26 protein-coding genes are annotated in these 23,116 nt (G+C 65.2%); 12 read left to right on the forward strand and 14 right to left on the reverse strand.

Annotated elements, in window-relative coordinates:
- Positions 1 to 24: 24 nt before the first annotated feature.
- The 3 genes from BWO91_RS16835 (at position 25) to BWO91_RS16845 (ending at position 3,585) form a co-directional block, all read left to right on the forward strand.
- Positions 25 to 1,947 (forward strand): DEAD/DEAH box helicase, encoded by a 1,923-nt coding sequence (locus tag BWO91_RS16835; protein ID WP_240555558.1) that lies wholly within the window; start codon positions 25 to 27, stop codon positions 1,945 to 1,947.
- On the forward strand, positions 1,944 to 3,128 hold the full coding sequence (locus tag BWO91_RS16840) for a GIY-YIG nuclease family protein (RefSeq protein WP_079003383.1): 1,185 nt from the start codon (positions 1,944 to 1,946) through the stop codon (positions 3,126 to 3,128). Before BWO91_RS16835 ends, BWO91_RS16840 begins: the two co-directional genes overlap by 4 nt.
- A 79-nt stretch (positions 3,129 to 3,207) precedes the next feature.
- The gene (locus tag BWO91_RS16845) at positions 3,208 to 3,585 is read left to right on the forward strand and encodes a hypothetical protein (RefSeq protein WP_079003384.1); all 378 of its coding nucleotides are present in this window, start codon (positions 3,208 to 3,210) and stop codon (positions 3,583 to 3,585) included.
- 372 nt (positions 3,586 to 3,957) lie between these two features.
- On the opposite strand, the gene BWO91_RS16850 is transcribed toward BWO91_RS16845, so the two are convergent.
- The 6 genes from BWO91_RS16850 to BWO91_RS16885 all read right to left on the reverse strand — a co-directional run bounded on the left by BWO91_RS16850 (position 3,958) and on the right by BWO91_RS16885 (position 9,764).
- A complete protein-coding gene (locus BWO91_RS16850; protein WP_079003385.1) occupies positions 3,958 to 4,404 on the reverse strand; it encodes a hypothetical protein in 447 nt (148 codons plus the stop codon).
- 241 nt (positions 4,405 to 4,645) lie between these two features.
- Positions 4,646 to 4,915: a winged helix-turn-helix domain-containing protein gene (locus BWO91_RS16855; protein WP_167620522.1), complete on the reverse strand. Its 270-nt coding sequence runs from the start codon at positions 4,913 to 4,915 to the stop codon at positions 4,646 to 4,648.
- Positions 4,916 to 5,148: 233 nt separating this feature from the next.
- The gene (locus tag BWO91_RS16860) at positions 5,149 to 6,306 is read right to left on the reverse strand and encodes a hypothetical protein (RefSeq protein WP_205847543.1); all 1,158 of its coding nucleotides are present in this window, start codon (positions 6,304 to 6,306) and stop codon (positions 5,149 to 5,151) included.
- 1,041 nt (positions 6,307 to 7,347) lie between these two features.
- Positions 7,348 to 7,971 (reverse strand): hypothetical protein, encoded by a 624-nt coding sequence (locus tag BWO91_RS16870; protein WP_153303525.1) that lies wholly within the window; start codon positions 7,969 to 7,971, stop codon positions 7,348 to 7,350.
- Positions 7,972 to 7,984: 13 nt separating this feature from the next.
- Complete coding sequence (locus tag BWO91_RS16875) at positions 7,985 to 8,953, reverse strand: hypothetical protein (RefSeq protein WP_153303526.1); 969 nt, start codon at positions 8,951 to 8,953, stop codon at positions 7,985 to 7,987.
- Positions 8,954 to 9,185: 232 nt separating this feature from the next.
- A complete protein-coding gene (locus tag BWO91_RS16885; protein ID WP_240555559.1) occupies positions 9,186 to 9,764 on the reverse strand; it encodes a suppressor of fused domain protein in 579 nt (192 codons plus the stop codon).
- A gap of 168 nt (positions 9,765 to 9,932) precedes the next feature.
- Here BWO91_RS16885 and BWO91_RS16890 point away from each other — a divergent pair, with 168 nt between their 5' ends.
- Entirely contained in the window at positions 9,933 to 10,640 is a 708-nt protein-coding gene (locus BWO91_RS16890) for an MmpS family transport accessory protein (protein WP_079003391.1), read from the forward strand.
- A gap of 211 nt (positions 10,641 to 10,851) precedes the next feature.
- Here the strand turns inward: BWO91_RS16890 and BWO91_RS16895 are convergent, their stop codons facing one another.
- The gene (locus BWO91_RS16895; protein ID WP_139205285.1) at positions 10,852 to 11,055 is read right to left on the reverse strand and encodes a hypothetical protein; all 204 of its coding nucleotides are present in this window, start codon (positions 11,053 to 11,055) and stop codon (positions 10,852 to 10,854) included.
- A gap of 292 nt (positions 11,056 to 11,347) precedes the next feature.
- Between BWO91_RS16895 and BWO91_RS16900 the strand changes: the two genes are divergently transcribed.
- From BWO91_RS16900 to BWO91_RS16910, 3 genes are all read left to right on the forward strand, one after another.
- Positions 11,348 to 11,683 carry a hypothetical protein gene (locus tag BWO91_RS16900; protein WP_079003392.1) on the forward strand — a complete coding sequence of 112 codons (336 nt, stop codon included), beginning with the start codon at positions 11,348 to 11,350 and terminating at the stop codon, positions 11,681 to 11,683.
- 79 nt (positions 11,684 to 11,762) lie between these two features.
- Entirely contained in the window at positions 11,763 to 12,059 is a 297-nt protein-coding gene (locus BWO91_RS16905; RefSeq protein WP_079003393.1) for a helix-turn-helix domain-containing protein, read from the forward strand.
- Positions 12,056 to 13,303, forward strand: coding sequence for a type II toxin-antitoxin system HipA family toxin (locus BWO91_RS16910; RefSeq protein WP_079003394.1), 1,248 nt, complete (start codon positions 12,056 to 12,058; stop codon positions 13,301 to 13,303). Before BWO91_RS16905 ends, BWO91_RS16910 begins: the two co-directional genes overlap by 4 nt.
- A gap of 6 nt (positions 13,304 to 13,309) precedes the next feature.
- Here the strand turns inward: BWO91_RS16910 and BWO91_RS16915 are convergent, their stop codons facing one another.
- Complete coding sequence (locus tag BWO91_RS16915) at positions 13,310 to 13,891, reverse strand: OsmC family protein (RefSeq protein ID WP_079003395.1); 582 nt, start codon at positions 13,889 to 13,891, stop codon at positions 13,310 to 13,312.
- Between the two features lie 161 nt (positions 13,892 to 14,052).
- On the opposite strand from BWO91_RS16915, the gene BWO91_RS16920 reads away from it, so the two are divergent.
- Positions 14,053 to 14,562 carry a hypothetical protein gene (locus tag BWO91_RS16920; protein ID WP_079003396.1) on the forward strand — a complete coding sequence of 170 codons (510 nt, stop codon included), beginning with the start codon at positions 14,053 to 14,055 and terminating at the stop codon, positions 14,560 to 14,562.
- Positions 14,563 to 14,615: 53 nt separating this feature from the next.
- On the opposite strand, the gene BWO91_RS16925 is transcribed toward BWO91_RS16920, so the two are convergent.
- Positions 14,616 to 15,467, reverse strand: a complete 852-nt coding sequence (locus BWO91_RS16925) for an SDR family oxidoreductase (protein WP_079003397.1) — start codon at positions 15,465 to 15,467, stop codon at positions 14,616 to 14,618.
- Between the two features lie 259 nt (positions 15,468 to 15,726).
- Positions 15,727 to 16,254 carry a hypothetical protein gene (locus BWO91_RS16930; protein WP_079003398.1) on the reverse strand — a complete coding sequence of 176 codons (528 nt, stop codon included), beginning with the start codon at positions 16,252 to 16,254 and terminating at the stop codon, positions 15,727 to 15,729.
- A gap of 342 nt (positions 16,255 to 16,596) precedes the next feature.
- Here BWO91_RS16930 and BWO91_RS16935 point away from each other — a divergent pair, with 342 nt between their 5' ends.
- Both BWO91_RS16935 and BWO91_RS16940 read left to right on the forward strand, forming a co-directional pair.
- The gene (locus tag BWO91_RS16935) at positions 16,597 to 17,706 is read left to right on the forward strand and encodes a DNA alkylation repair protein (protein WP_079003399.1); all 1,110 of its coding nucleotides are present in this window, start codon (positions 16,597 to 16,599) and stop codon (positions 17,704 to 17,706) included.
- A gap of 353 nt (positions 17,707 to 18,059) precedes the next feature.
- Positions 18,060 to 18,740: an NADPH-dependent F420 reductase gene (locus tag BWO91_RS16940; protein ID WP_346425807.1), complete on the forward strand. Its 681-nt coding sequence runs from the start codon at positions 18,060 to 18,062 to the stop codon at positions 18,738 to 18,740.
- A gap of 116 nt (positions 18,741 to 18,856) precedes the next feature.
- On the opposite strand, the gene BWO91_RS16945 is transcribed toward BWO91_RS16940, so the two are convergent.
- The 4 genes from BWO91_RS16945 to BWO91_RS16960 all read right to left on the reverse strand — a co-directional run bounded on the left by BWO91_RS16945 (position 18,857) and on the right by BWO91_RS16960 (position 21,666).
- The gene (locus BWO91_RS16945) at positions 18,857 to 19,216 is read right to left on the reverse strand and encodes a hypothetical protein (protein WP_064296795.1); all 360 of its coding nucleotides are present in this window, start codon (positions 19,214 to 19,216) and stop codon (positions 18,857 to 18,859) included.
- Positions 19,217 to 19,225: 9 nt separating this feature from the next.
- Positions 19,226 to 19,705 (reverse strand): GNAT family N-acetyltransferase, encoded by a 480-nt coding sequence (locus tag BWO91_RS16950; protein WP_079003401.1) that lies wholly within the window; start codon positions 19,703 to 19,705, stop codon positions 19,226 to 19,228.
- A 346-nt stretch (positions 19,706 to 20,051) separates the two neighbouring features.
- On the reverse strand, positions 20,052 to 21,020 hold the full coding sequence (locus BWO91_RS16955) for an alpha/beta fold hydrolase (protein WP_079003402.1): 969 nt from the start codon (positions 21,018 to 21,020) through the stop codon (positions 20,052 to 20,054).
- Positions 21,021 to 21,369: 349 nt separating this feature from the next.
- Positions 21,370 to 21,666, reverse strand: coding sequence for a helix-turn-helix domain-containing protein (locus BWO91_RS16960; RefSeq protein WP_071258464.1), 297 nt, complete (start codon positions 21,664 to 21,666; stop codon positions 21,370 to 21,372).
- 111 nt (positions 21,667 to 21,777) lie between these two features.
- On the opposite strand from BWO91_RS16960, the gene map reads away from it, so the two are divergent.
- The gene (map, locus tag BWO91_RS16965) at positions 21,778 to 22,554 is read left to right on the forward strand and encodes a type I methionyl aminopeptidase (RefSeq protein ID WP_079003403.1); all 777 of its coding nucleotides are present in this window, start codon (positions 21,778 to 21,780) and stop codon (positions 22,552 to 22,554) included.
- A 61-nt stretch (positions 22,555 to 22,615) separates the two neighbouring features.
- Positions 22,616 to 23,116: a hypothetical protein gene (locus tag BWO91_RS16970; protein WP_079003404.1), complete on the forward strand. Its 501-nt coding sequence runs from the start codon at positions 22,616 to 22,618 to the stop codon at positions 23,114 to 23,116.

Here is a 23,116-nt window from a genome sequence, read left to right on the forward strand (position 1 = left end):
ACATACGCCCAAACGAAGGCCTCGGTGCAGACCGACGAGCTCGGTATGCGCGAAATGCAACAGCTTGTATTCGCAAAGCGTGATGCCCAGCACCTGCTCGTGAAGGCCCCGCCCGCGTCCGGGAAGTCGCGTGCACTCATGTTCGTCGCGCTCGACAAGCTCTACAACCAGGGTCGCAAGAAGGTCATTGTCGCGGTACCGGAGCGTTCGATCGGTGCCTCGTTTGCGTCGACGACGCTAACGGATTTCGGTTTCTGGGCCGACTGGGAGGTCAACGATGCTAACAATCTCTGCGACGCGGGCTCGTCGGCTGGCAAGGTCGACGCGTTCATCAAATTTCTAGAAGGGCCCGATGCGGTGCTCGTGTGTACGCACGCGACGCTGCGCTTCGCCTTCGAGAAGCTCGCCCCCGAGGCGTTCAACGGGACCGTGCTCGCGATCGACGAGTTCCACCATGTCTCTGCGGACACCGAGACCTCGCGGCTCGGTGCGTTGTTGCGCGACGTGATGAACGGTTCGGACGTGCACATCGTCGCGATGACGGGCTCCTACTTCCGGGGCGACTCGGTGCCAGTTCTTGCACCCGAGGATGAAGCCAAATTCACACCCGTCACGTTCAACTATTACGACCAGCTCAACGGGTACGAGTACCTGCGCTCCCTTGGTATTGGCCACCACTTCTATCAGGGCCGTTACACCGAAGCGATCCATGAGGTCCTCGACCTCGACAAGAAGACGCTGGTGCACATCCCGAGCGTCAACGCCGCCGAATCGACGAAAGACAAGATCGAAGAGGTCGGTTTCATCATCGATGCCATCGGGCATGTCGAGGCCACCGACCCCGACACGGGCATCATCAGCGTGCGCCGCACCGACACCGGTGCGATCGTGCGGGTCGCGGACCTCGTCGACGATACCAACCCGCAAAAGCGCGGCGACACCCTCCACTACCTCACACACACCGCATCGAGGCAGCGTGACGCCGTCGACATCATCATCGCTCTAGGCATGGCGAAGGAAGGTTTCGACTGGCCTTTTGCGGAGCACGCGCTGACCGTCGGCTATCGGGCCTCGCTCACCGAGGTCATCCAAATCATCGGCCGAGTGACCCGCGACAGTGAGGGCAAGGAGCATGCCCAGTTCACGAACCTCATCGCTGAGCCCGACGCATCACAGGGCGAGGTCAAGGTGTCAGTGAACAACATGCTCAAAGCGATCACGGCCTCACTGCTCATGGAGCAGGTGCTCGCGCAGAACTTCACGTTCAAGACGAAGAAGTTCGGCGACGACGAACCCGCGAAGAAGGGCGAGTTGAAGATCAAGGGCTTCAAGGAGCCCACGAGCGAGCGCGTGAAGCAGATCGTCGCGACGGACATCAACGACCTCAAGGCAACCATCCTGCAGGACGACACATTCGCGCGCGCTGCGGCTGGCTCGATCGACGCCGAGACGACCAACAAGATACTGATCCCGAAGATCATCCGTGAGAAATACCCGGAACTGGACGAGACGCAGGTTGAGGAAGTCCGCCAGCAGGTCGTCGTTGACTCGGTCATCAAGAACAGCGAAGTCCGCGAGGGCGGCGACAAACGCTTCATCAAGATGGCCGAGAAGTTCGTCAATATCGATGACATCAACATCAACCTCATCGACTCCGTCAACCCGTTTCAGCGTGCCTTCGAGGTGCTGTCAAAGTCGGTCACGCCGTCTGTGCTGCGGATCATTCAGGACACAATCACGGCGACGAAGATCGAGTTCACGGACGAAGAGGCGCTGGCACTGGTCCCCAAGATCAAGACGTGGCGACAGGTGACCGGCAAGAACCCGGACATTCGATCCGAGGACCCGACGGAGAAGCGGCTCGCGACGGCGTTGCTGTATCTGCAGAGGCGCACCGCCGAGCACAAAGCCGAACAGCGCGCAACCGAAATGGTGGAGCCGTCATGACGCCCGCTGACTCCACGAACGACGAGAACGTCGTCCTCACACTCGACGACATCCTCGACGACGACCTGTTCACCGCTCCAGAGAAACCAAAGCAGCTCACGTCGTCGGACCGGCTCGAGCGAGCGTTTCTCGAGATAGCTGAGTTTCGTCGCGTCGAGGGGCGGCCTCCGAGTTCGCAGACGCGCGAGATTGCCGAGCGGAAGCTCGGAGCACGGCTCGATGGGTTCCTCGCCAATGACGAGAAGGCGTCCGCAGTCAGGCACCTCGATGAGTTCGGTCTACTCGTAGCACCGGCTGGGCCGTCGTCGCTCGATGAACTGCTCGAAGGCGCTGACCTCGACAACCTCCTGGGCGATGAAACCGGGATCCTGGATGTGTCCGGTCTGCCGGTGATCAAGCGTCCCGAGTCACCGGAATCGGTCGCACAGCGTGTTAAGTCTGAAGACTTCGCAATGTTCGAGCCGTTATTCAAAGCCAAACACGCTGAGCTCGCCGAGGGCACGTTGGAGCTCCGGACGTTCACGGGCATGGACCTCATCCGTGAAGGTGTGTTCTTCATTCTCAGCGGCGTCATGTGCTTTGTCGCCGAGGTTGGCGACGATGTGGACCTCGTCGTGGGTGGCAAGCAGAAGAAAAAGCAACGGCTGCGCGTCGTGTTTGAGAACGGCACCGAATCGGCGATGTACAGGCAAAGCCTCATGACACGCATGTACGAGGCACAGGGACAGGTCCTGGCCCGCACCGGGATCGACGCGAGCGAAATCCTCGATGCCGATGTCGAGAGCGGCCACATCTACGTCCTACAGTCCATGAGCACTGACCCGCTGATTTCAAACTTGACGGATCTGCACAAAATCGGGTTCTCAACCACAAGTGTCGAACAGCGCGTCAAGGGCGCCGAGACCTCGCCGACCTACCTCATGGCGCCGGTCAAGATCGTCGCGGACTACCGCCTCTACAACGTCAAGGCCTCAGCGCTCGAGCATCTGCTGCACCGCGTGTTCGCAGACGTCCGACTGGACCTGACACAGGTCGACAGAAAGGGTCGAAATTACGATCCGTCCGAGTGGTTCGTCGTGCCGCTCAACGTGATCCACACCGCTGTGGCGATGATCATGTCCGGTGAGATCACCGAGCACATCTATGATCAGGCGCAGCAGCGACTGGTCGAGAGTAGCTAATCACACACGATATCCGCATGGCTATCTCGCGGTGTCGTTCGAGACGCCACCCCGACGATTGATCCACTAGGTTGACGGCATGACCACCAACGGCTACCGCGACCAAGCGAAGAAAAGGGATGCCGCGAAACGTGCCGCGAAACCGAAGGCGTTCTGGGCGAACATGATCGCCACCGGCATCTTCATCCAAACTGCCCTCGGTATCGTGACATTGATTCTCACCTCAGCGCTCGGCAGCACCGCGACCGCGAACCTTCCTGACGGGCGGCTCCAGCAATTCCAACTGCTTGCCGTCGTGCTCGCCTTGATTCTTGCGCTCATCGCCGGCGGGTACAGCGTCTCAGATGCTGACTGGACCACCCCATGGAAGCTCCGCTGGACCACCATCTTCGTATGCACTCTCATCGCTGTGATCATCTACTGGACGTTGTTGGGCGCCGGGCTTCGTGCGCCGTGACCAGGTAATGGCCCTGAGGCGGCCTGTGACGCAACTTCACTCCTGACTTTTCGAGCCCGGGTATGAGAGTAGAGACGCGGTCTGCAGCAACAGCCCATACCGACGTAGATGACCGCTACAACAACTCGCGTCCGCAGTTCGTGCAACCGACATGAACCCACAACGGGCAATCCGTCAGCGGTCGCGTTCCTGCCAGCGCGCCCCGCGTTCTCCCAAGGTCAACGTCTACCCGCTCCAAGGCCTGCTTCAATGCGCTGCCCGCATGCGGTACTGAAATGCGGCGAAACTGCTGCGGCACTCGCGCCGTGCTCGGTACCGACCACGCGACGGAATTGAACTGATTGATCGTTGAACCACGACCAGGAACTTAGTTCAGATCGTTGAAGAGCCGTCGTATCTGTCCTTGACGAATGCAGAGCCGGTTGCCTCATCGAACGCGATTGACCGCACTTGTCGTAGCTCGTCAATGCGGTCGAGCAGACTCTCCGCTGCTACGAGCTGCCGACCGTTCAGAAGTACGTGGAAATACAGGTCCATCGCTGCGACCACCGTCAGTGCCGCACCTCCCTCTCCAGACCGCGCGGGGCTCGGCATCCACCGAAGCTGCGTCTCCGCTTGCAGCTCTGGCGGTGGGATGACGATATATTGCCACGATCCGGGGTGCGCTATGTAGGTCATCCCCCATCTCCCGTGATGCATCGCCAGGACGAGACCCGGTCCAGGTTGGCGTTCTACAGAGACGGTGAGAACCTCAGCAAACCACGAACTCATGAACCTTGCGAGGCTGCGGAGTTGATCCTCGGACACCTGATCAGTCATATTTCCACGATAGTGACTGATCTGGCTTACCAAAGCCGGCAGCCGCGAGAGTTGTTGCTGTACCAAGCCCTCTCCCGCCGAGTGAGGTCGACGACAGCCTACTCAAAGACGTAGGGGGCCTTTTCCGGAGCCGGTCGAGCAGATCCTCGCCCACGGTCGCTTCGACGCGGCCAAACAGCGTCCTCGATCACCTTGATGGGATCGGAGATCTCATCCATCAGCTCATCCGGGACGCCGCTCGTCACGACAATCTCGACCGTCGCCGGCCAAAAGGCGCGGGGACTTCCCGGGCGAGCGCGCAGTCGAACCCCTGCGGATACGTCGCGAAAGCAGCCCTACCGGAGTCGTTGATGACGTAAAGCCCGCGCTCCGGGCGGTCAGCCCAGTTCGTCTTCCCGAGGTGGCTCAGAGCCCAACCCATTCGCTGTTCGTAGCGGATACCGCCAGACTTCAGCGTCTCGGCCCGGGCGTCATCGCTGATATCCGCTCGCTCGGCGACGGCGTCGACCACCTTCCTGCAGCCGGCTCCGACCGTCAGCGAGGACCTGGAGCGTCGAGACCACCAGTACGGGCCAGATTGGGACGCGGAGAGGTCATCGGATATAGAGACGATTATCCCTGCGCGGTGTAGCCCATCGGAGTGCACGCACAGACGACCGCAGAATCAACGAAGCTCTTCCCATCTGGTAGGCGTCCGTTCGCTGGAAACGAGCTTCAGTTCTGACGAGTGAACAGCGGGGCTGTTCAGGTCGCTTCGCGAGCGCATCGACGCCGGAGCTCGGCGATCAGTGTCCGCTCTTTCGCATTGATTTCGCCGTCGACTGCTGCGACGACTTCCGCTGCTGCGACGATGTCTTCGAGGTCGCCCATCTCTCCCGCGATGAGGGACCAGACCTCGGATGGATCAATATCGACGACACGAGCGAGCTTCTCATCCTCGATCTCATGTAGCTCCTTCGCGAGACGCAAGAGATGCCGCAGGAGCAGGGTTTCATCGTCGGTATTTTTGCCGTCGCTGTTGATCACGAGCCACGTGACCCAGAGCAGCAGCTGTGGGTGTTTGCTCTTCGAGAGCAGGCGGTCGGCGATCTCGATCACTCGGCCTTCGTTCCGGAAGATCTTCTGCGCATGCTGTCCTGCGACCATCGTCGTCCAGTAGTTCATGCCGACCGCGAACGGAATGCCGATTACCGGTATGCCGATCTTGATGAGGTTTCGTTGGAGCAAGAACTTGCCAACGAACGGCAGGCCTTTCGTCGCAGCGAGTACTGGGCCGGAGAAGAACTTTTTGATCAGTGGCCTCATGATCGCAGGGACCATGACGATCGCCCCCTCACGAGCGATTTCGCCGCTCTTGATCGTAAAGGCAACTCTGATGAGTTTCCAGAGGTCTTCGGGGTCTTCAAGGTCGAGCGGGACGTTGTAGAGAACCGAAATGTCGTAGGCCGTTCGGATCTGAAGCTGTGAGATGTACGCAAGATCGACCGCCACGGTCCCAACTGCGGCCGGAACAGTGACCGGCGACGCAGCCCCGGCAGTGCCGAGCGTTGCGATGAGTACACCGGTGTAGGCAGTAGCGGTGAGACCGCCCTCAATAGCCGCATAGCGTGCAGCGAGCTTGACGCGCTGACCCACGATCGCGTCTGGCGGTACACCCTTGTACTTCTCTTGGAAATAGGCCCAATCAACCTTCTCCGTGTAGACCCCGAGAGAGACCGTCAGCAGCTTCGCGAACCATCCACCATTCTTGATTTCATCGAACCGAAGGTTCTTCACCAAATCCTGCAGTTGACTCAACTCAGCCTTGACCTCAGCTACTTCTTCAGGGGTAGAGTCCTCCGCACCAACAGAAGGTCCGGCCTTCGTCATCTTCCGAGGCTCGCGGGATTCCTTTTCTGGCATGTGCACATTGTCGCAGGCCGCCGAGCGCTTCTCCGAACCTGCTGCACATCATGTTCAGTCGCAGTCTGTCTTCGTCACCTGAGCGAGCAGCGCCTGCTGAGCGTCTTCAACCCAATGTCTCAGACTCTATTGAAGTTGACCGGCGAGCGTCGGCACATTCGGCATCCATAGCCCTGAGATCAACGGTCCGTCGGGGCAACCTCGCCATCGGCGGGTTCCTGGGGGTCGTCATCGCGAAGAACTGCTCTCGTTGTGCTCGCCGCTTATTCCCCACGATGCGAAGCACCGGTCGCGGATCCGCCACGCCGAGGAGGCCGCGTACCTGCGCCGGCGGTAGCCGGAGCGCCTCCGCGATCGCGGGCACGGTAACTCCGTGTTCGGCGGCGAGCTCCGCTGCACGGTTCAGAAGAGTCGGGATCTCTCCAGCGTAGGAACTCGTGGGGTCCGCTGCGGGATCGTTCGTCCTCCGATTAACATCTCAAAGAACCCTGAAAAGCTCGCCCGACTGCGCCGCGCCAGGTCGGCGATGGCTGACGAGGCGTCCCTTTGGCCGGCGGAGACCTCACAGTAGCGACACCGTGGATCCACGAACCCTCCTCCTACAGCTTCGCCCGTTTCGTACTTGGCCGCGCAGGGAGCAATCCACTCATGCGCTTCGGCATCAACCGATCGACCGCCAAGCTCCATCAAGCCAAGAGACCTCGTCATCTCACAAGACCCGAAGAGTCACCAACGTCACGGCCGAGTACAGCTACGCCATGAGCGCGCACAACAGACATAGCGCAAGCGGGCGGCAGGCTACACAACTCGCCCCCTCCGACCCGGACGAGCCAAAGACGGTCCGCGGGGTCCGGAACATCCACGGGGCGGACGGCGCGGGCCGACGACGACCGCCTACGGTCTCGCCCCTGATGAACTGGCACGAGCGCTACTTAGCTCCAAGAACTCCGCGGCGTGAGATGGCGCAGGTCTTGTCGGGTCGCCGACGATAGACCCCCTGGATTTACCATTTCGGGTCCTGGGGGGGGCTTTGCGCCTCAGCTAGTTCGCGCTGTTCCGGCGCGCGTCCACAGCTGCGGCGCTTGTTTCACGACCAGGCTTCGGCCCGTGCACCGCAGCCTGTACCTTCCAGAAGGGAAGAAAAGTATCGGTGTAGAGCATGTGCATTCGCCGTATCGACAAGAGAAAATAGACGACAACGAGGGAGCTGAGGCCGACCGTGATCGCTGTGGCAATCTCGGAGACAACCATGTCGATCGGGACTGACACCGACACAACTGAGAGCCACATCGCATCGACGCCTGACAGCAGCCCGGCGGCGAGGAGCGTCAGTGCGCTCTCATCCATGAGTCGGGCGCTCTTCCGCTCCAGAACTTTTGTTGGGCGCGCCGCGATGTTCACGCGCAAACCGAAGACTACGGCGAACGCCGACACAAACACACCCGCAATGAGGCCGAGCGCCCCCACCAGACTGCCCACGGACTCCATCCTCCAATGGAAGTGCAGCGAGATGCCGAAGGTGATAGGCCCGACGAGCAAAACTACCGCTCTCGTAAAGTAAGCCGGTCGATTCGAGGACAGGTTGGTTAGAAAACGGAACTGATCCGAGAGAAGCCCAAACACGTTGAGCCTCGACAGCGCTTGAACCCACTTGGGTGAAGACATACCTTAACCTACTTCACTGCGCCGGTTTCTGGGGAGGCGGGCTCACCGGGGACGCCCAGTCGTCAACGACGTTGACCTGATTCGTCGCGGAGATGCTGTTCACCACGTCTGCGACGCTTGCGATGAAAGTATCGTCGTCGGGTCTGACATTGCCGAGATCGTATGTGAATCCCTCTGCCATGTCGAGCGGCTTCAGACGCTTCGTCCGGTTCTTGCCCTGGACGACAACCTCTGCGTTTTCGAAGGAGACGTTCTCGGCGACCTGGGGCCAGAGCCACGACGCAAGCGAGTTGGCCTCAGCAGCTGGGTCGGGCTTGTCCTGCTTCGCTTTGTTGGCCTTCGTTGGGAGCCACGGCAGAAGGCGGCTCAGCAGAGATTCTTCCTCAGCCGATCCCTTGCCGATCTTGAAGGTGAGTGTCGCCGGGACCGTTGTGGAGTGTGCCGTGTCTGCGCCGGTCACGGTCTGGAACAGACTCACCTCGGGGATGCGGGCTCCGTTCATCAGGTCGCGGATTGACGCGTCGTCAGCAACAGCGCCGAATGTCCGCAGCTTGAACGTGTGGTTCTTGGCCCCCTGCCACAAACGACTCGTGAGCCGAGCAGCCGCGTGAGATCGCGAAATTACCTCCACGGCAAGGAACCCATTTACTCCCTTCTCAGGAGCAACGATCAGTGCTCGGTAGTTTCGGGTGGTCGCGAGCTTCGTCAGGTCGGCGTCGTCCAGGACACCATCGGGGTCCACTGCCCGGGAGTGGTCGCCAACGATGCCGTACACGGTGTCAAGAAGGACGGCTCCCTTGTATCGTGTCGCAGATTCGATCCTCACGACAGCGAGTGGTTTACGGATGTCGTCACTTCCTCCATCGTCAGGATCCTCTGCGACCATGTCATCGGAACCGATCGCAACTTCGATGACCTTGCCATCGTCGGTTTCATCGACAAATTCGGCAGGGGGCGGTTCAGGGGTGAAGTCAGCGATCACTCGATCTAGGTAGTGCAGCTTGTCTGTGTCGCCAAAATCCAGAGGAGTTCGCGCTCGACCGCGGAACACCTGAATCTCAAGAAGTTTGAAACCATACGTACCCAAAATGCCCCGATCGCCAGTGATAGTGTCCGTCAGAGACAGATTAGGGCCTTTGCCTCGTTTCGCTTCGTAGGGCCTCCCCTACATACGTTTTTTTGCTTCAACGGTCGCGATGATCGCAATTAGAGACTCAGCGGCCGCCAGATTCGCCGAACGACTCCGCTCGCTCCACATCCAGCAACGCGTCCACCGACCCCACCTCAGCAACGAGCGCATCCCAACCACGCTCCCCCGCGATCGCGGCCTCCCCGTCCGTGAGCAGCCGCAACGTTCGCACGTGCCCGACCACCTGGCCGGCCTCGTTCCGGATCTCGTCGAACGACGCTCCCCAGCGCGACGGCGTCACCAGGAGCGCAGAGATCGCCGTCCCGTTGAGGAAGGGCGTCCCGTTGCGCCACGGCGCGAGCACCGGAGGCACCCGGCGGTTGGTCGCGATCTCGTTGATCACGATGCGCAGCGCGACCATCGCGGCACCCTGCTGACCGTCGACGATCTCCACGGCGAGCTCGATCCGCTCACCGGAGTCGGTCGCGAGCCGTGACACTCCAGAGGTAAGGATCGTCACCGGCCCGTTCTCAGGCCGCTTCTCGATCACCATCACCGACCCGCCGATGCGGTCCTTGAACACCACCGGGTCCAAGCCGAGGACGTCGAAGATGTGGAGCGGGAAGGCGTCTTCGCCCGGAATGAGTGGGACATCGCTGCTCATGGGCCGAGCCTAACGAAGCGTGCGGACGTCCGGCAGACCCTCGTGAAGCAGAGCCCACGCCGTGCGTCGTCCGCACGACACCGCCGTCACCGGCGTTCCGTCCACCCCTGCCCCTGAACGCCTGCCCTCGCTACGGTGGAACCAACGCAGTAGAGAGGCACCACGCGCATGTCGTATTCGAATCAGCCGCCCGCCCAGAACCAGCCCCATCCGCTGCCGGTGCCCGGCCCGGCTCCGGTGAAGACCGGCAAGCGCGGCAACGGACTCGGCATCGCCGCCCTCATCGTCGGTGGGTTCGCGCTCATCGGTGCGTTCATCCCGATCCTGAACTACATCGCCGGGTTCGTCGGACTCGTCGGCCTCGTGCTCGGCATCATCGCGCTGTGCCTGAAGAACCGGAAGAAGGGCTTCGCTGTCGCCGGCACGATCGTCTCGGCCATCGCGATCGTCCTGAGCGTCATCCTCGCGATCACGTACACGGCCGGGTTCGCCGGGCTCATCGGCGACGCCGTGAAGACCGCCGAAGCGAAGTCCTCCGAAGCCGCCAACAAGGAGATCTCCGTCGTGTACGAGGTCAACGGCACCGCGACCGACGCCTCCATCACCTACTCCACGTACTCGGCCGGCAGCAGCAGCACCGAGCAGTCCTCCGGTCAGGCGCTCCCCTTCATCAAAGAGCTGACCGTCAAGGCCGGCCAGCAGTACGACTTCGCCTCCTACTCCCTCCAGGCGCAGAACGGCGCGGAGGACACCGGGTCCGTGAGCTGCAAGATCACCGTCGACGGCGACGTGGTCGCCGAGCAGACGTCGACGGGCGCGTATGCGACGGTGTCGTGCTCCGCGTCGGGTGCCGACGGAGTGTCGGAGAACAAGTAGGGACATCGGGGTCTCGCAGCACGGTCCGGCTGCGATGTTGGCCGCGACCCCTGGAAACTGAGCAACCGAACCAACCGCGCGTCCGTGACTGCAAACGGGTCGCTACGCAGCGGTGACGGTCACGCAATTCGACGCGACGTCAGCCGATGTCGCGATCACCGTGTGGGAGTAGCCGCCAATAGCGAACGGTTCGGCGCATCACTGCACAGAGTCAGAATCCGTGCATCACGAAGCTGATGAAGAGCGCGACCAGCTGTGGCGCAAGATCAATCGTCAGGCGCGCCAGCACGGTACGGCTGACGATGTCGATGACACCTGCACCGATCAACAGGAGGATCTCGCGCTTTCTGAGCCGCAATCGACGCACAGGGGTACTGACGTGAGGCGTCGAATGCTCCGTGACAGCGTGGGGCATGGTTCTCCAATCGGTCATGACGATCGGGCCAGTGTGCCGCGACGAGAGCGTTCTTCCAAACCTTCTCTCACCTAGTCAAAATGACCCTGTCGGCTCAGTGAATCGCTCTGGCCGCGATGAACGCCGAGCGATGTCAAACGACGGCCCGGGAGGGTGCGGCGGAGAGCACCATCAGTACCGCAGCGGCCGGGCGATGGGCCCGGACCGAGCGCATCTCGAGTCCCGGTCAGCCCTTCGACAGGCTCAGGGACCGAAGGGTCAAGGACCGGCAGAGGGTGTGAGCGGGCCGCCCTTGGACAAGCTCAGGGACCGGTACCGGCTTCCGGAGACGCTCGCCGGCCTCGTCTCGGAGCTCGGCGAGCACGCCACCGCCGGCACCGCCCTCGACTCGGCCGAACGCGGCGACATCGCGATCGTGACCATCCCGCTGTACGCGATCGACACCGTCCCCGTCGAGCCACTCGCGAGCAGGGGCGTCATCGACGCGAACAACCACTTCCCCGAACGCGACGGCCACATCGCCGAGCTCGACGAGGAGACCACCACCACGGCCGAGATGCTGCAAGCGCACCTCCCCGCGGAGGAATCGGTCGCGGACGATGGGAAGGCCTTCGTCGGTAGCCCGTAGCCGCACTCGAGACAATGACGAGTATATTCTTCATAAAACGCTATACTGGCGACATTAGTCGTCTTTATTGGAGTCTCTCGTGCCACAGGACCATCCCGCCGCGGTACTGCGCGCCGCTCGCGAGGTCGGGCTGGACTTCGCGGGCTGGCGAAAGATCCTCGGGCTCACTGCCGCGCAGGTCGCAGACCGCGCCGACATCACTCGAGACACACTCCGCAAGCTTGAACACGGAGACCCTGGAGTAAGCTTCCATGTCGTGCTGCGCGTCGCACGCGCCCTCGGCGTGCTCGACACACTGACCCACTCGCTCGACCCCCTCGATACCGATCTCGGCCGCGCTCGCGCGAGCCAGCTCGAGCGGAAGCGCGTTCGATGACGCTCTACGACTCCGTAGAAGTGCATGTCGATATCTCAGGAACGACCCTCCTAGCAGGACGTGCCCAGTTCCATCGAAGCCGCGGCACGCTCACATCGACCACATTCCAGTACGACACGACCTACCTCGAGAACCCGACCGCATACGAGCTCGACCCCGCACTGCGAATGGTGTCAGGAACACAACAAACGCGCGGGTTGCCGGGAGCGTTCGCGGACGCGGCACCCGACCGCTGGGGCCGCAATCTCATCAAGAAACGCGAACGGGCGCGTGCACGCGTGGAGAATCGCAGACCACGCGAGTTCGACGATGCCGACTTCCTCACAGAGGTGAGCGACCAGACTCGGCAGGGCGCTCTGCGGTTCCGGGCGACCACTGGAGACCGCCCTGAGTTCCTCAGCGCCGGACACGAGGTGCCGCGTCTCATCCGCCTGCCTGAGCTGCTTCGTGCCGCCGATGCGGCCGCGAACACGACCGAGGCCGACGATTTCGAAGCCGTGAAAGCGCTGCTCGCGGCAGGAACCGGGTCCCTGGGCGGAGCTCGACCGAAGTCAGCGGTGCTCGACGACACCGGCCGGCAGATGATCGCGAAGTTCCCCCACCAGCATGACGAATGGGACGTCATGGCGTGGGAGGCGACCGCTCTGGACCTCGCAGAGGCAGCCGGAGTGCGTGTTCCACGACGCCGTCTCATCCGCGTGGAGGGCCGCCATGTGCTCCTTCTCGACCGATTCGACCGCGATCCCGCGCGCATCGGCTACATGAGCGCGATGACGGTGCTGGAATTGCATGACGGAGACCAATCGGACTACTCGGACATCGCGGATCGCCTCGCGGAGGTCAGCGCGCAGGCCTCCGCAGACGCGCGCGAGCTGTTCCGCCGCGTCGCAGTCAGCGTCGGACTGAACAACACGGACGATCACCTGCGCAATCACGGCTTCCTGCATGGCCGTGGCGGATGGTCACTCAGCCCCGCATTCGACGTGAACCCGAACCCGAATCCAGAAATGCGGCAGACGGCGATAGCCGGCGCGGACCTCCCCGCCGACCAAGCCGAGGGGCTCAAGGAACTCGCCCGGTTGTGCCGACTCTCTCCGGACGAAGCACGCACCATACTCAACGAGGTGGCTGAGGCGATCGCGGATTGGCGCGACGCGGCGCGGCGGAACGACATCACCACGGCCGAGTTCGGTCGATTCGAGGACTCGTTCTCGACCGGCCTGCAGTCGCTTCGGTCTGTGTGATGTGACTCAGCCTCCCACCTTCGTGACCACGACCTCCACGGGCGTCGGGTTCTGGAACAGGTCGAGGACGGGGCAGTGCGCGTCGACCGCTGCACGGAGCTCCTGGTAGCGATCGTCGGTCTCGGGGCCGGTGAGACGGATGTCGAGCCGGATCGTCGAGAAGCCGGGACGGACCTCGTCGGTGATGCCGAAGAGGTTGCGCACATCGAGGTCACCCTCGGCGTCGATGCTGATGTCGTCGAGCTGGATGCCGAGCGCGTTCGCATACAGGCGGTACACCACGATCTGGCATGAGATGAGCGCACCGAGCGCGAACTCCACCGGGCTGGCAGCGACATCGTCTCCGGCGAGCGCCGCGGGCTCATCCACGATGAAGCGGTGCTTGCCGGCGGCGATCGCGCTCGCGACGGAGCCCTCGCCGGAACCGGACACCCGGTAGGTGAGCGCGGCACTCGACGGCGCGGACGCGATGCGCTCGGACCATGAGGCGCCGGCGGCGTTGAGTCGGTCCGCTCGCTCGGCGACCGAGGCAGCCGGGACGGCGGGGGCTGTGGGGGCTGTGGGGGCGTTGTCGGCGAGGAGAGTCATGCGGACAGCTCAACCCATCGGCGGCGACCACGCCAGCGGTACGCGTCACAAGTCGTCATCGGGCGGCTCGGGGAGGTCTTGCAGCACGGGTCTCAGTGCCAGCTCTGACGACAATCCGTGGACGCCGCTCTAGGCTGAGGCAACTGACCTCGGGGGACGTCATGCACAACCGCACCACGCGCGATCGCAGCGCGCACATCCACAGCTGCAGACGCAACCGCAGCCGTATCGCCGCGGCGCTCGGCGTCGTCGCGCTCGCGATGACCCTCGCCGCCTGCACCGATCCGGCGACGAGCTACTCGGACTTCGGCGGCACGCAGGTGTCGGAGGACGAGCTGCGGGCGGACACGATCGCCTTCGCCGCCGACCAGGACTTCGACATCGACCCGTCGTCGTCGCGTCTCGTCGCCGTGCACGAGGACACGGACGTGTTCCTCGCCCGCGCGACCCAGAACGGCGAGGACCTGATCTGCGTGCTCCTCACCGGCCCGAACGGCGGCGCGTTCAGTTGCTCGGCGCGCAACTTCAGCGTGAGCGACAGCGTCAACGAGTACCGTCCGCTGTCGGACGACGTCGCGGACACCGAGCTCGACGCCGCCGACGGCTGGATCCGTCTCAGCGAGAACGTGTTCACCCGCCCGTTCGACGACGGCCCCGAGGACACGCAGTAGTCAATCCGTCGGACGCACGAGAACCGTCCGTGGTCTGATGCGGTCGGCCGCCGTCAGCGCGGGGTGTCGCGCAAGAAGGCCTCGAGGGAGCGCGGCGGCGTGCCCGCGATCGCCTCGACATCGCGACTGATGGCGGCCATGTCGCCACTCGCGATCGCGGTGTAGGTGCTCACCCAGGCGTCCACCTGCCAGCCAGGCGCGCCATAGTCGGCCCGCGACGCATAGGCCTCGTCGAGGGTCTCGTCCACGAAGGAGACCTGCGTACCGCGGACGGCCGTGATGATCGCCGCGACCTCGGTGAGGCTGAGCGCCTCCGGTCCCGTGAGTTCGTAGGTGCGACCGGCATGCTCGGCCGGTGCGGCGAGGATGGTCGCGGCGGTTCTGGCGACGTCGACTCGCGCCACGACCGCGACACGCCCCTCGCCGGCAGGACCACGGATCGCGCCGTCCTCCCCCACGAGCGCCTCCATGAAGTCGATGTAGAAGCTGTCGCGCAGGAACGTCCACCGCATACCGGAGGCTCTGAGGTGCTCCTCCGTCGCGAAGTGGTCGCGCGCGAGCGTGAACACCGCGTCGGGAGCCGCAGCGACGAACGAGGTGTAGACGACGTGCTCCACACCGGCCTCGGCTGCAGCGTCGATGAAGGTGCGGTGCTGGTCGAGGCGATCCGCACTCTCCGCCGCGGACACCATGAACAGCGTCTCCACCCCCTCGAGGGCGGCACGGGCCGCATCGCGGTCGCCGTACTCGACCGGGTGCACCGTCGACCCGGCGAGCTGCGGCGCCTTGGTCGGCGTGCGGACGAGCAGTCGCTGCAGAATTCCGCGTGCGGCCAGGTCGGCAGCGACGAGGCCGCCGACGACACCGGTCGCTCCCGTGACGGCGAGGGTGGAGGAAGCGGTCATGTCGGCGTCCTTTCGAAGGTCGGCGCTCCGGAGACGACGCCGCTCTCGCAGGCTACCGCCCCGTCGGCTGGCCCGGTGACCCGACTGGGCGGAGTCCGAACGCCTCGACCACTGCGTCCGCGGGCGGGTCGCCGATCGTGGGCCCCGTCGACGCTCTGGCGCGATCCATGATGGTGGTGGTCGTCACCCTGGGCCACCGGAGGGATGTGTGCAGCACATGAACCTTGGCGACTCGTGATCAGCAGTCGACGGCCAGCACTCACATCGAGAGGCGGCGCACGAGCTCCTCGACGGTTGAGAACTTGATCGACTCGACGCCCTCTTCGTCGTCCTCGTCGGGCTCGACCTCGACGGCCTCGAACGCGAGGTCGGCGTCGAGCTGCACGAGCACTGAGCTGTCGGGGAACTGCTTCGGTGCGTCGAACGAGAGCAGCACCGCGTCGATGAAGACGATCACCGAGCGCAGCACGAGGTCGTCACGCAGGTCGGCGGTCTCGATGACCTCGTCCGACTCGACGGCCTCCTCGATCTCCGACGCCACCCGGTCGAGCAGCACCTTCCACTCAGCTGTCGGCGTCGAGAGGACCCGCTGCGCCAGGTCGGCGAGCGCCGCCGGCTCCGGCTCGCCCTCCTGCTCCTCTGGTTCGGGGTCGACGTTGAGCATGACCTCGGCGTCGATCGCGTCGAAGCGGGCGAGCCCGTAGACGAAGGTGTCCTCGATCTCCGGTGAGGCGACGAGGCCCCGACGCGTGAGTTCTTCGGCCAGGGCAGTCAGCGATGCAGTCATGCGCGCCAGGCTATCGCGACCGGGTGAACGGAGGCGGAACGTGCCGTCGCGCTGAGTTGCCCGGTTGTGTCCAGAATCGGGCGGTTTTGGAGCAGTTCCGGGCGACTCAGGACAACCCCGGCTGACTCCAGAGGCGGCAGCACCCGGTCACCCTGAGTTGCCCGAATGTGTTGCGAATCGGGCGAGCTTGGAACAGTTTCGGGCGACTCAGCTCAGCCGGCGACGCCCGCGCACGTTGAGTCGCCTGGAAATGTCCCAGAACGGGCGAAATTGGCACACTTCCGGGCAACTCAACCCAGCCCCGGCACCACACCTGTCAGCGGCACACGCCATGATCGCCGTATGCCCTTCGCAGACGAGCTCCTCGGCACCGCCGTCGCCCGAAACCTCACCCGCTCGCTCCAGGAGGCCGCGCCGGGCAACACGTTCGCCGCCACGGCCGATGCCGCCGAGCACCTCGACGGCCTCGCCCTCCGCGAGCGCGCTGACCTTCTGCGCGACGCCCTGCTCGAGGACGTCCCCGGCGACTACGCGACGCTCGCCGGCATCATCCGTACCGCCCAGGCCGCGAACCCCGCGTTCACCGGCTGGCTGATCTGGCCGGTGACGAGCGCCGTCGCGGCCCGCGCGGTCGAGGAGGGCACCCCGGATGCCTTCGACGACGCGATGCGACTCCTCGCCGAACTCACCGAGCGGCTCAGCGCCGAGTTCGCCATCCGCACCCTCCTGCGCCACGATCTCGACCGCGCGCTCGCCATCGTCCTCGACTGGACCACCTCCGACAACGAGCACATCCGCCGCCTCGCCAGCGAAGGCACCCGCCCGTACCTGCCGTGGGCGGTGCGCGTGCGGGAGATCGTCGCGAACCCGGGCGTCACCGTCCCGATCCTCGACGCTCTCTACCGCGACCCGAGCGAATACGTGCGCCGGTCCGTCGCCAACCACCTCAACGACCTCAGCCGCGACGACCCCGACCTCGTCGTCGCAACTGCCGACCGCTGGCTGGCCGACCCCGACGCCAACACTCCGGCGCTCGTCCGCCACGCGCTCCGCACCCTCGTGAAGCGCGGCAACCCTGGTGCGCTCGCGGCCCTCGGCTTCGGTGCGGCGTCGACGGAGGTCGAAGGCTTCGCGGTCGATAGCGCCCACATCCCGTTCGGTGGGACGGTCCGATTCGTCGCGACCGTCCGCAACACCGGCACCGACACGGCCCGCTTGGCGATCGACTATGTCGTGTACCACCAGAAGGCGAACGGCTCGCAGACGACGAAGACGTTCAAGCTGACGACGACCGAGCTGGCGCCCGGCGAGCACATCCTCCTCACCCGGGAGCACTCGTTCCGCGCGATCACTACCCGCCGCTACCACCCAGGCGCACACGGGATCGCGCTGCAAGTGAACGGGGTCGCGACCGAGCCGCTGGCGTTCGAGCTGCTGCCGCCGGTGGAGTGAGGCGGGCGTCCCCACGGCAGAGCCCCGGTCCTTGAGCTTGTCGAAGGGCGCCACCATGCCGGTCCCTGAGCCCGTCGAAGGGCGCCACCGTCCCGGTCCTTGAGCCTGTCGAAGGGCGCACTTCGACAAGCTCAGTGACCGACGCGGGTGCTCGGTGACCGGGACGGTGCTCGGCCGCACCGGACGGCGCTCGGCCGTACCGGACAGCGCTCGGCCGGAAGGGGGACGGTGCGCGGTCGAACGGGGATGGCGCTCGGCCGAACGCGGACGGTGCCCGACCGAGCGACGGTGTTCTGACCACCGCGGCGAACGGCCGAACCTGAACGGCGGCTCCAGATCCGAGCCGGACAGGAATGCCCGACCCCACACCAACCGTTCCCCTGAACATGACAACCATCGGAATCATCGGTTCAGGAAACATCGGCTCTCAGCTCGCACGCCTCACGGTGGCGCAGGGTCACGACGTCATCGTGTCCAACTCGCGCGGACCGGAGACGCTCACCGACCTCGTCTCGGAGCTCGGCGAGCACGCCACCGCCGGCACCGCCCTCGACGCGGCCGAGCGCGGCGACATCGTCATCGTCACCATCCCGCTGCACGCGATCGACACCGTCCCCGTCGCACCGCTCGCGGGCAAGGTCGTCATCGACACGAACAACTACTACCCCGAGCGGGACGGCCACATCGCCGAGCTCGACGAGGAGACGACCACCACGGCCGAGATGCTCCAGGCGCACCTCCCGGAGTCGAAGGTCGTGAAGGCGTTCAACCACATCTACGCCGCGGACCTCACCACCAAGGGCAAGCCGTCCGGCACCCCGAACCGCCGGGCCCTCGTCATCGCCGGTGACGACGCCGACGCGAAGGCCACCGTCGCCGCACTGATCGACTCCTTCGGGTTCGAGCCGCTCGACATCGGTGCGCTCTCCGAGGGATGGCGCATCCAGCGCGACACCCCCGGCTACGGCCCGGACGTCGACGCCGACAAGCTGCGCGAACTCGTCGCCGAGGCCAAGCGCTACCGCGACATGTAAGTCACGCCGCATCGCGAATCGCCCTGGACCGCACCGAGCCACCGCTCGGCTCGCGGATCAGGGCGATTCGTCGTTCTCGGGGAGTGGGCGAACGACCTTCGGATGAGCGCGTCCCGTCAGATGAGCGCGTCGACCGCCGCCCAGCCGGCGCCGAAGAGCACGGCGATCCAGCCGGACAGGGCGAGAGCGTCGCGTTCCCTGACGCCGAGCTTGCGAGCGTCCTCGGTCGCGTGGACGACCTGGAGCAGAGCCCCGACGAACAGCAGGAGCGGAGCGATTGCAGGGAGGATCGGCCACTGCTCGACGACCGCGAGTGCTCCGACCACGAGGAGTCCGAGGGTCGGCAGGTTCGTCAGGACGAGGACGGCGAACGCCCGGCCCGACCAGGCCGGCTTGCGGAGGTATTTCATCCATCCGGTAAGGACCACCACGACCGCGAGCGCCAGCAGGGTCAACCAGATCAGTTCTTGAGCCACCGTTGGAGGTTAGCGGGATCCGTCCGACTGGGCCCGCCACTCGAGGAGCAGTGGTGCCCGCTCGAACCCGGCACGGAGGTAGACCGACGCGGCCTCCTCGTTCGCGCTGACGGAGACCCGGCCGATGTCGCGAGCGCGGGCGGCATCGAGCAGTCCGTCGATCAGGCGACCGGCGATGCCGCGACCACGGAACTCCGGGCGGACGAACACGCTCTGCACGTCGCCGGTCAGCCGGCGGAGGGCCCCGACGTTTGGGGCGCGGGAGAACACGACCAGCCATGCCATCCCGACGACGCGGTCGTCCGCGACGGCGACCAGGCACACCCGGGAGTCGGGGTCGACCGCGATCCATGAGACGAGGTCGTGGGCGAAGAGCGCTCGTTCCCAGTCGGCGAGCGGAGCGGCCGGCGGCGACATCAGCAGCTTCAGCTCGGCGAGCCCGGCGGCATCGGCCGGCGTCGCGACGCGGATCTCGACCTCGGGTTCCATGGGTCGAGTGTCGCATGGGCCGCTGTCATGGGAGGGAGTAGTGCAGCCCCCATGCTCATTGTCGGTCGCAAGACCTACTCTCCAGGGGAGTCCTCATTTAGGAGGACAACTGAGCTCAAGGAGGAGCTATGAAGACAGACCCGTCCTACTCGATCAACCCGTCGGACCCGGACGTGCACCACGTCCACAGCGACTGTCCGGCCGGAGCACGGATTCCGGCGGAGAACCGGCGATCCGGGACCAACGGATACCGCCTGTGTGAGCGTTGCGCTGACATGTAGCCGAGCGTGGTGGTACTTCGGCAGCCTGTCGAAGTACCACCGCATCCAGCGACAATCGCCCGCGCTCAGGAGAGGTTTTGCGCTCCAAGCGCCGCGAAGCGGTCCAGGGCCGCACGCAGCACGGCGCTCTCCTCGGCGCCGCCGTGGCCCTCGGTCTCGACGATCGTCAGCTCACTCGCCGGCCACAGCTGATGGAGGCGCCAGGCGGTCACGGCCGGTCCGCTGATATCCCGGCGGCCATGGATAAGCGCGCCGGGGATGTGCGCGATGCGGTCCATCCGCGACAGCACCGCCCGGTCGCCGGCGACGAAGCCGTCGTGACTCCAGTAATGGGTGACGAGCGTCGCGAACGCCTCTCGCACGGTCGCGTCGGCGAACAGCTGGCCGACGCGTTCCGGGTGGTCGAGTGACACGTGCGCACTCTCCCAGCGGTCCCAGGCGGCCGTGGCGTGTGTGCGGTCCGTCGCGTCGCCCTCACGGAGGCGGCGCGCGTAGGCCTCGACGACCCGCTCGCCATCCCGCCGGTCGCTTGCACCTTCGAATCGCGCCCACTCCTCGGGGAACACGCGGCCGACGCCCTCGGTGATCCAGTCGACCTCGTCACGACTCGTGGACGTCACCGCGACGAGCGCCAGTGCGATCACCCGATCGGGGTGCTCCTGCGCGTAGGCGAGGGCGAGCGTCGTCCCCCACGAGACACCGGCGACCACCCAGCGCTCCACACCCGAGGCGACGCGCACCGCCTCGATGTCGGCGATCAGACGCTGGGTCGTGTGCTCATCCAGCTGGTCGCGGGCGTCGACGATGTTCGGCAGGCTGCGTCCACTTCCGCGCTGATCGATGCCGATGAGGCGGTACCGCGACAGGTCGAAGTGCGAGCGGTACCAACCGGAGCCGAGCGAGCCGCCGGGGCCGCCGTGCAGCCAGAGGGCGGGGACGCCGACGGGATCGCCGGACTCCTCGACGAAGATCGACGCACCGCCCTCCACGTCGATGAAACCGTTGGTGTGCGGGTCGGCTTGCTCCTCGGTCATCCGTGCCACGCTACACAGCTCGGGTCCTGCGTGCAGGCCCTTCGACAGGCTCAGGGACCGGGAACGGTGCGCGCCCTTCGACAAGCTCAGGGACCGGGGTGGCGCGTTATGCCGATACGGCCGCGGGACTGCGTGGGCCCTTCGACAAGCTCAGGGACCGGCGTGGTGCGTCGGGCGGAGACGGCCGCGGACTGCGTGGGCCTTTCGACAAGCTCAGGGACCGGGCTGGCGCGTTGTGCGGATACGGCCGCGGGATTGCATGGACCCTTCGACAAGCTCAGGGACCGGCGTGGTGCGTTGTGCGGATACGGCCGCGGGACTGCGTGGGCCCTTCGACAGGCTCGGGGAGCTATGAGACGAGTCGCTCGCGCAGGCGTTCGCCGGACGGGGCGGCGGCACGCCGGGTCGGGCTGATCGTGGCCCAGACCTCGTCGAGGGAGAGGCCGAGCACCTCGGCGATCGCGGCGATGGTGGAGAACGCCGGCGTCGCGACCCGGCCCGACTCGATCTTCCGCAGCGTCTCCGGCGAGAGGCCGGCGTCGAGGGCGATGTCGAGCATCGACCGCTCACCACGAGCCTCGCGGAGGAGCGCACCGAGGCGCTGACCGCGTTCGACATCGGTGGGGGTGAGCGGGAGGCGGACCATGCGCCCAGTGTAGTACGGGATAGTTTGACCGGTATAGTTATTGGTCGAGCGCCGTTCGCGGCACGAACACCACCGCACCACGAACGCAGCACGCCGATGGAAGGGCCCCGCATGATCGAGATCTTCACCCCCACCGAGGTCGCGAAGGCACGTCGCACCGGCGAGCTCGTCGCGAACATCCTCCACACGCTCAAGCACCGGGTGACGGTCGGCACCAACCTCCTCGAGATCAACCGCTGGGCCAAAGCGATGATCCTCGAAGCCGGCGCCGTCTCCTGCTACGTCGACTACGCACCCTCCTTCGGTCGCGGTCCCTTCGGCCATTACATCTGCACCGCCGTGAACGACGCCGTCCTGCACGGCCTCCCCCGCGACTACGCGCTGGCCGACGGCGACCTCCTCACCCTCGACCTCGCCGTCCTCCTCGACGGCATCGCCGCCGACTCGGCCATCAGCTTCGTCGTCGGCACGGCGACCCCCGAGGACCTCGCGCTCATCGAGACCACCCAGGAGGCCCTCGCCGCCGGCATCGCCGCCGCCAAGCCGGGTGCGAAGATCGGCGACATCTCCTTCGCGATCGGCACCGTGCTGCGTGGCGCCGGCTATCCGGTCAACATGGAGTTCGGTGGCCACGGCATCGGCACGACCATGCACCAGGACCCGCACGTCTCGAACGACGGTCGCGCCGGCCGCGGCTACAAGCTGCGCCCGGGCCTGCTCCTCGCGATCGAGCCGTGGGTCATGGCCGACACCGACAAGCTCGTCACCGACGCCGACGGCTGGACCCTCCGCAGCGTGACCGGCAGCCGCACCGCCCACAGCGAGCACACCATCGCGATCACCGAGGACGGCGCCGAGATCATGACGCTGCCGACCGTCTCGTTCTGAGCACCTGAAGGCCCGTCGAGCCCGCTCGACCGACGCGACAGACCGTGTCTAGGCTGGTGACATGACCGACGATCGCGGCACGGTCCTCCGGCGCCGGTACCTGAGCCTCGGACTCGGTGAGCTGTTCGCTGCCGTCGTGTTCATCTGGGTCGCGTCCGTGTCGGTGCTGCCGTTGCTCGAACGGCCGAGCGATGCGCTCGCGTTCTGGTCGGCCCTCGTACCGCTGCTGGTGATCCTCGTGCAGGCCGGCGTCTACTGGCTGCTCGCCCGGCGATGGGTCAGGCAGGGCACGATGCCTCGCGGACTCGCCGCCATCTATCGCGGCTTCCGCGTGCTCGACGCGGTACTGCTGCTCGCCGGACTCATCGGCATCATCGTCTGGTTCCCCGCCCACCCCTTCGCGGTCATCGGCATCCCATTCGTCTGGCTGCTGGGCGTCGTCGAGTACGTGAACTACTTCGTCGTCCGGCTCGCCTACCCACCGTCCAAGTGGTTCCAGCGGGTCGGCGAGTGGCGCACGCCTCGACTCATGCAGGACGTCCGGGCGGCTCAGCGGAGCTGA

This window comes from Plantibacter flavus, from assembly GCF_002024505.1.
Classification (GTDB): Bacteria; Actinomycetota; Actinomycetes; order Actinomycetales; family Microbacteriaceae; genus Plantibacter; species Plantibacter flavus_A.

Excerpts from the sequence above, each read along its gene's own strand:
- BWO91_RS16840 (WP_079003383.1), top strand. The coding sequence starts at position 1,944 with ATGACGCCCGCTGACTCCACGAACGACGAGAACGTCGTCCTCACACTC.
- BWO91_RS16845 (WP_079003384.1), top strand. The coding sequence starts at position 3,208 with ATGACCACCAACGGCTACCGCGACCAAGCGAAGAAAAGGGATGCCGCG.
- BWO91_RS16850 (WP_079003385.1), bottom strand. The coding sequence starts at position 4,404 with ATGACTGATCAGGTGTCCGAGGATCAACTCCGCAGCCTCGCAAGGTTC.
- BWO91_RS16860 (WP_205847543.1), bottom strand. The coding sequence starts at position 6,306 with ATGCCAGAAAAGGAATCCCGCGAGCCTCGGAAGATGACGAAGGCCGGA.
- BWO91_RS16870 (WP_153303525.1), bottom strand. The coding sequence starts at position 7,971 with ATGTCTTCACCCAAGTGGGTTCAAGCGCTGTCGAGGCTCAACGTGTTT.
- BWO91_RS16885 (WP_240555559.1), bottom strand. The coding sequence starts at position 9,764 with ATGAGCAGCGATGTCCCACTCATTCCGGGCGAAGACGCCTTCCCGCTC.
- BWO91_RS16890 (WP_079003391.1), top strand. The coding sequence starts at position 9,933 with ATGTCGTATTCGAATCAGCCGCCCGCCCAGAACCAGCCCCATCCGCTG.
- BWO91_RS16895 (WP_139205285.1), bottom strand. The coding sequence starts at position 11,055 with ATGCCCCACGCTGTCACGGAGCATTCGACGCCTCACGTCAGTACCCCT.
- BWO91_RS16910 (WP_079003394.1), top strand. The coding sequence starts at position 12,056 with ATGACGCTCTACGACTCCGTAGAAGTGCATGTCGATATCTCAGGAACG.
- BWO91_RS16915 (WP_079003395.1), bottom strand. The coding sequence starts at position 13,891 with ATGACTCTCCTCGCCGACAACGCCCCCACAGCCCCCACAGCCCCCGCC.
- BWO91_RS16920 (WP_079003396.1), top strand. The coding sequence starts at position 14,053 with ATGCACAACCGCACCACGCGCGATCGCAGCGCGCACATCCACAGCTGC.
- BWO91_RS16925 (WP_079003397.1), bottom strand. The coding sequence starts at position 15,467 with ATGACCGCTTCCTCCACCCTCGCCGTCACGGGAGCGACCGGTGTCGTC.
- BWO91_RS16930 (WP_079003398.1), bottom strand. The coding sequence starts at position 16,254 with ATGACTGCATCGCTGACTGCCCTGGCCGAAGAACTCACGCGTCGGGGC.
- BWO91_RS16935 (WP_079003399.1), top strand. The coding sequence starts at position 16,597 with ATGCCCTTCGCAGACGAGCTCCTCGGCACCGCCGTCGCCCGAAACCTC.
- BWO91_RS16940 (WP_346425807.1), top strand. The coding sequence starts at position 18,060 with ATGCCCGACCCCACACCAACCGTTCCCCTGAACATGACAACCATCGGA.
- BWO91_RS16950 (WP_079003401.1), bottom strand. The coding sequence starts at position 19,705 with ATGGAACCCGAGGTCGAGATCCGCGTCGCGACGCCGGCCGATGCCGCC.
- BWO91_RS16955 (WP_079003402.1), bottom strand. The coding sequence starts at position 21,020 with ATGACCGAGGAGCAAGCCGACCCGCACACCAACGGTTTCATCGACGTG.
- BWO91_RS16960 (WP_071258464.1), bottom strand. The coding sequence starts at position 21,666 with ATGGTCCGCCTCCCGCTCACCCCCACCGATGTCGAACGCGGTCAGCGC.
- map (WP_079003403.1), top strand. The coding sequence starts at position 21,778 with ATGATCGAGATCTTCACCCCCACCGAGGTCGCGAAGGCACGTCGCACC.
- BWO91_RS16970 (WP_079003404.1), top strand. The coding sequence starts at position 22,616 with ATGACCGACGATCGCGGCACGGTCCTCCGGCGCCGGTACCTGAGCCTC.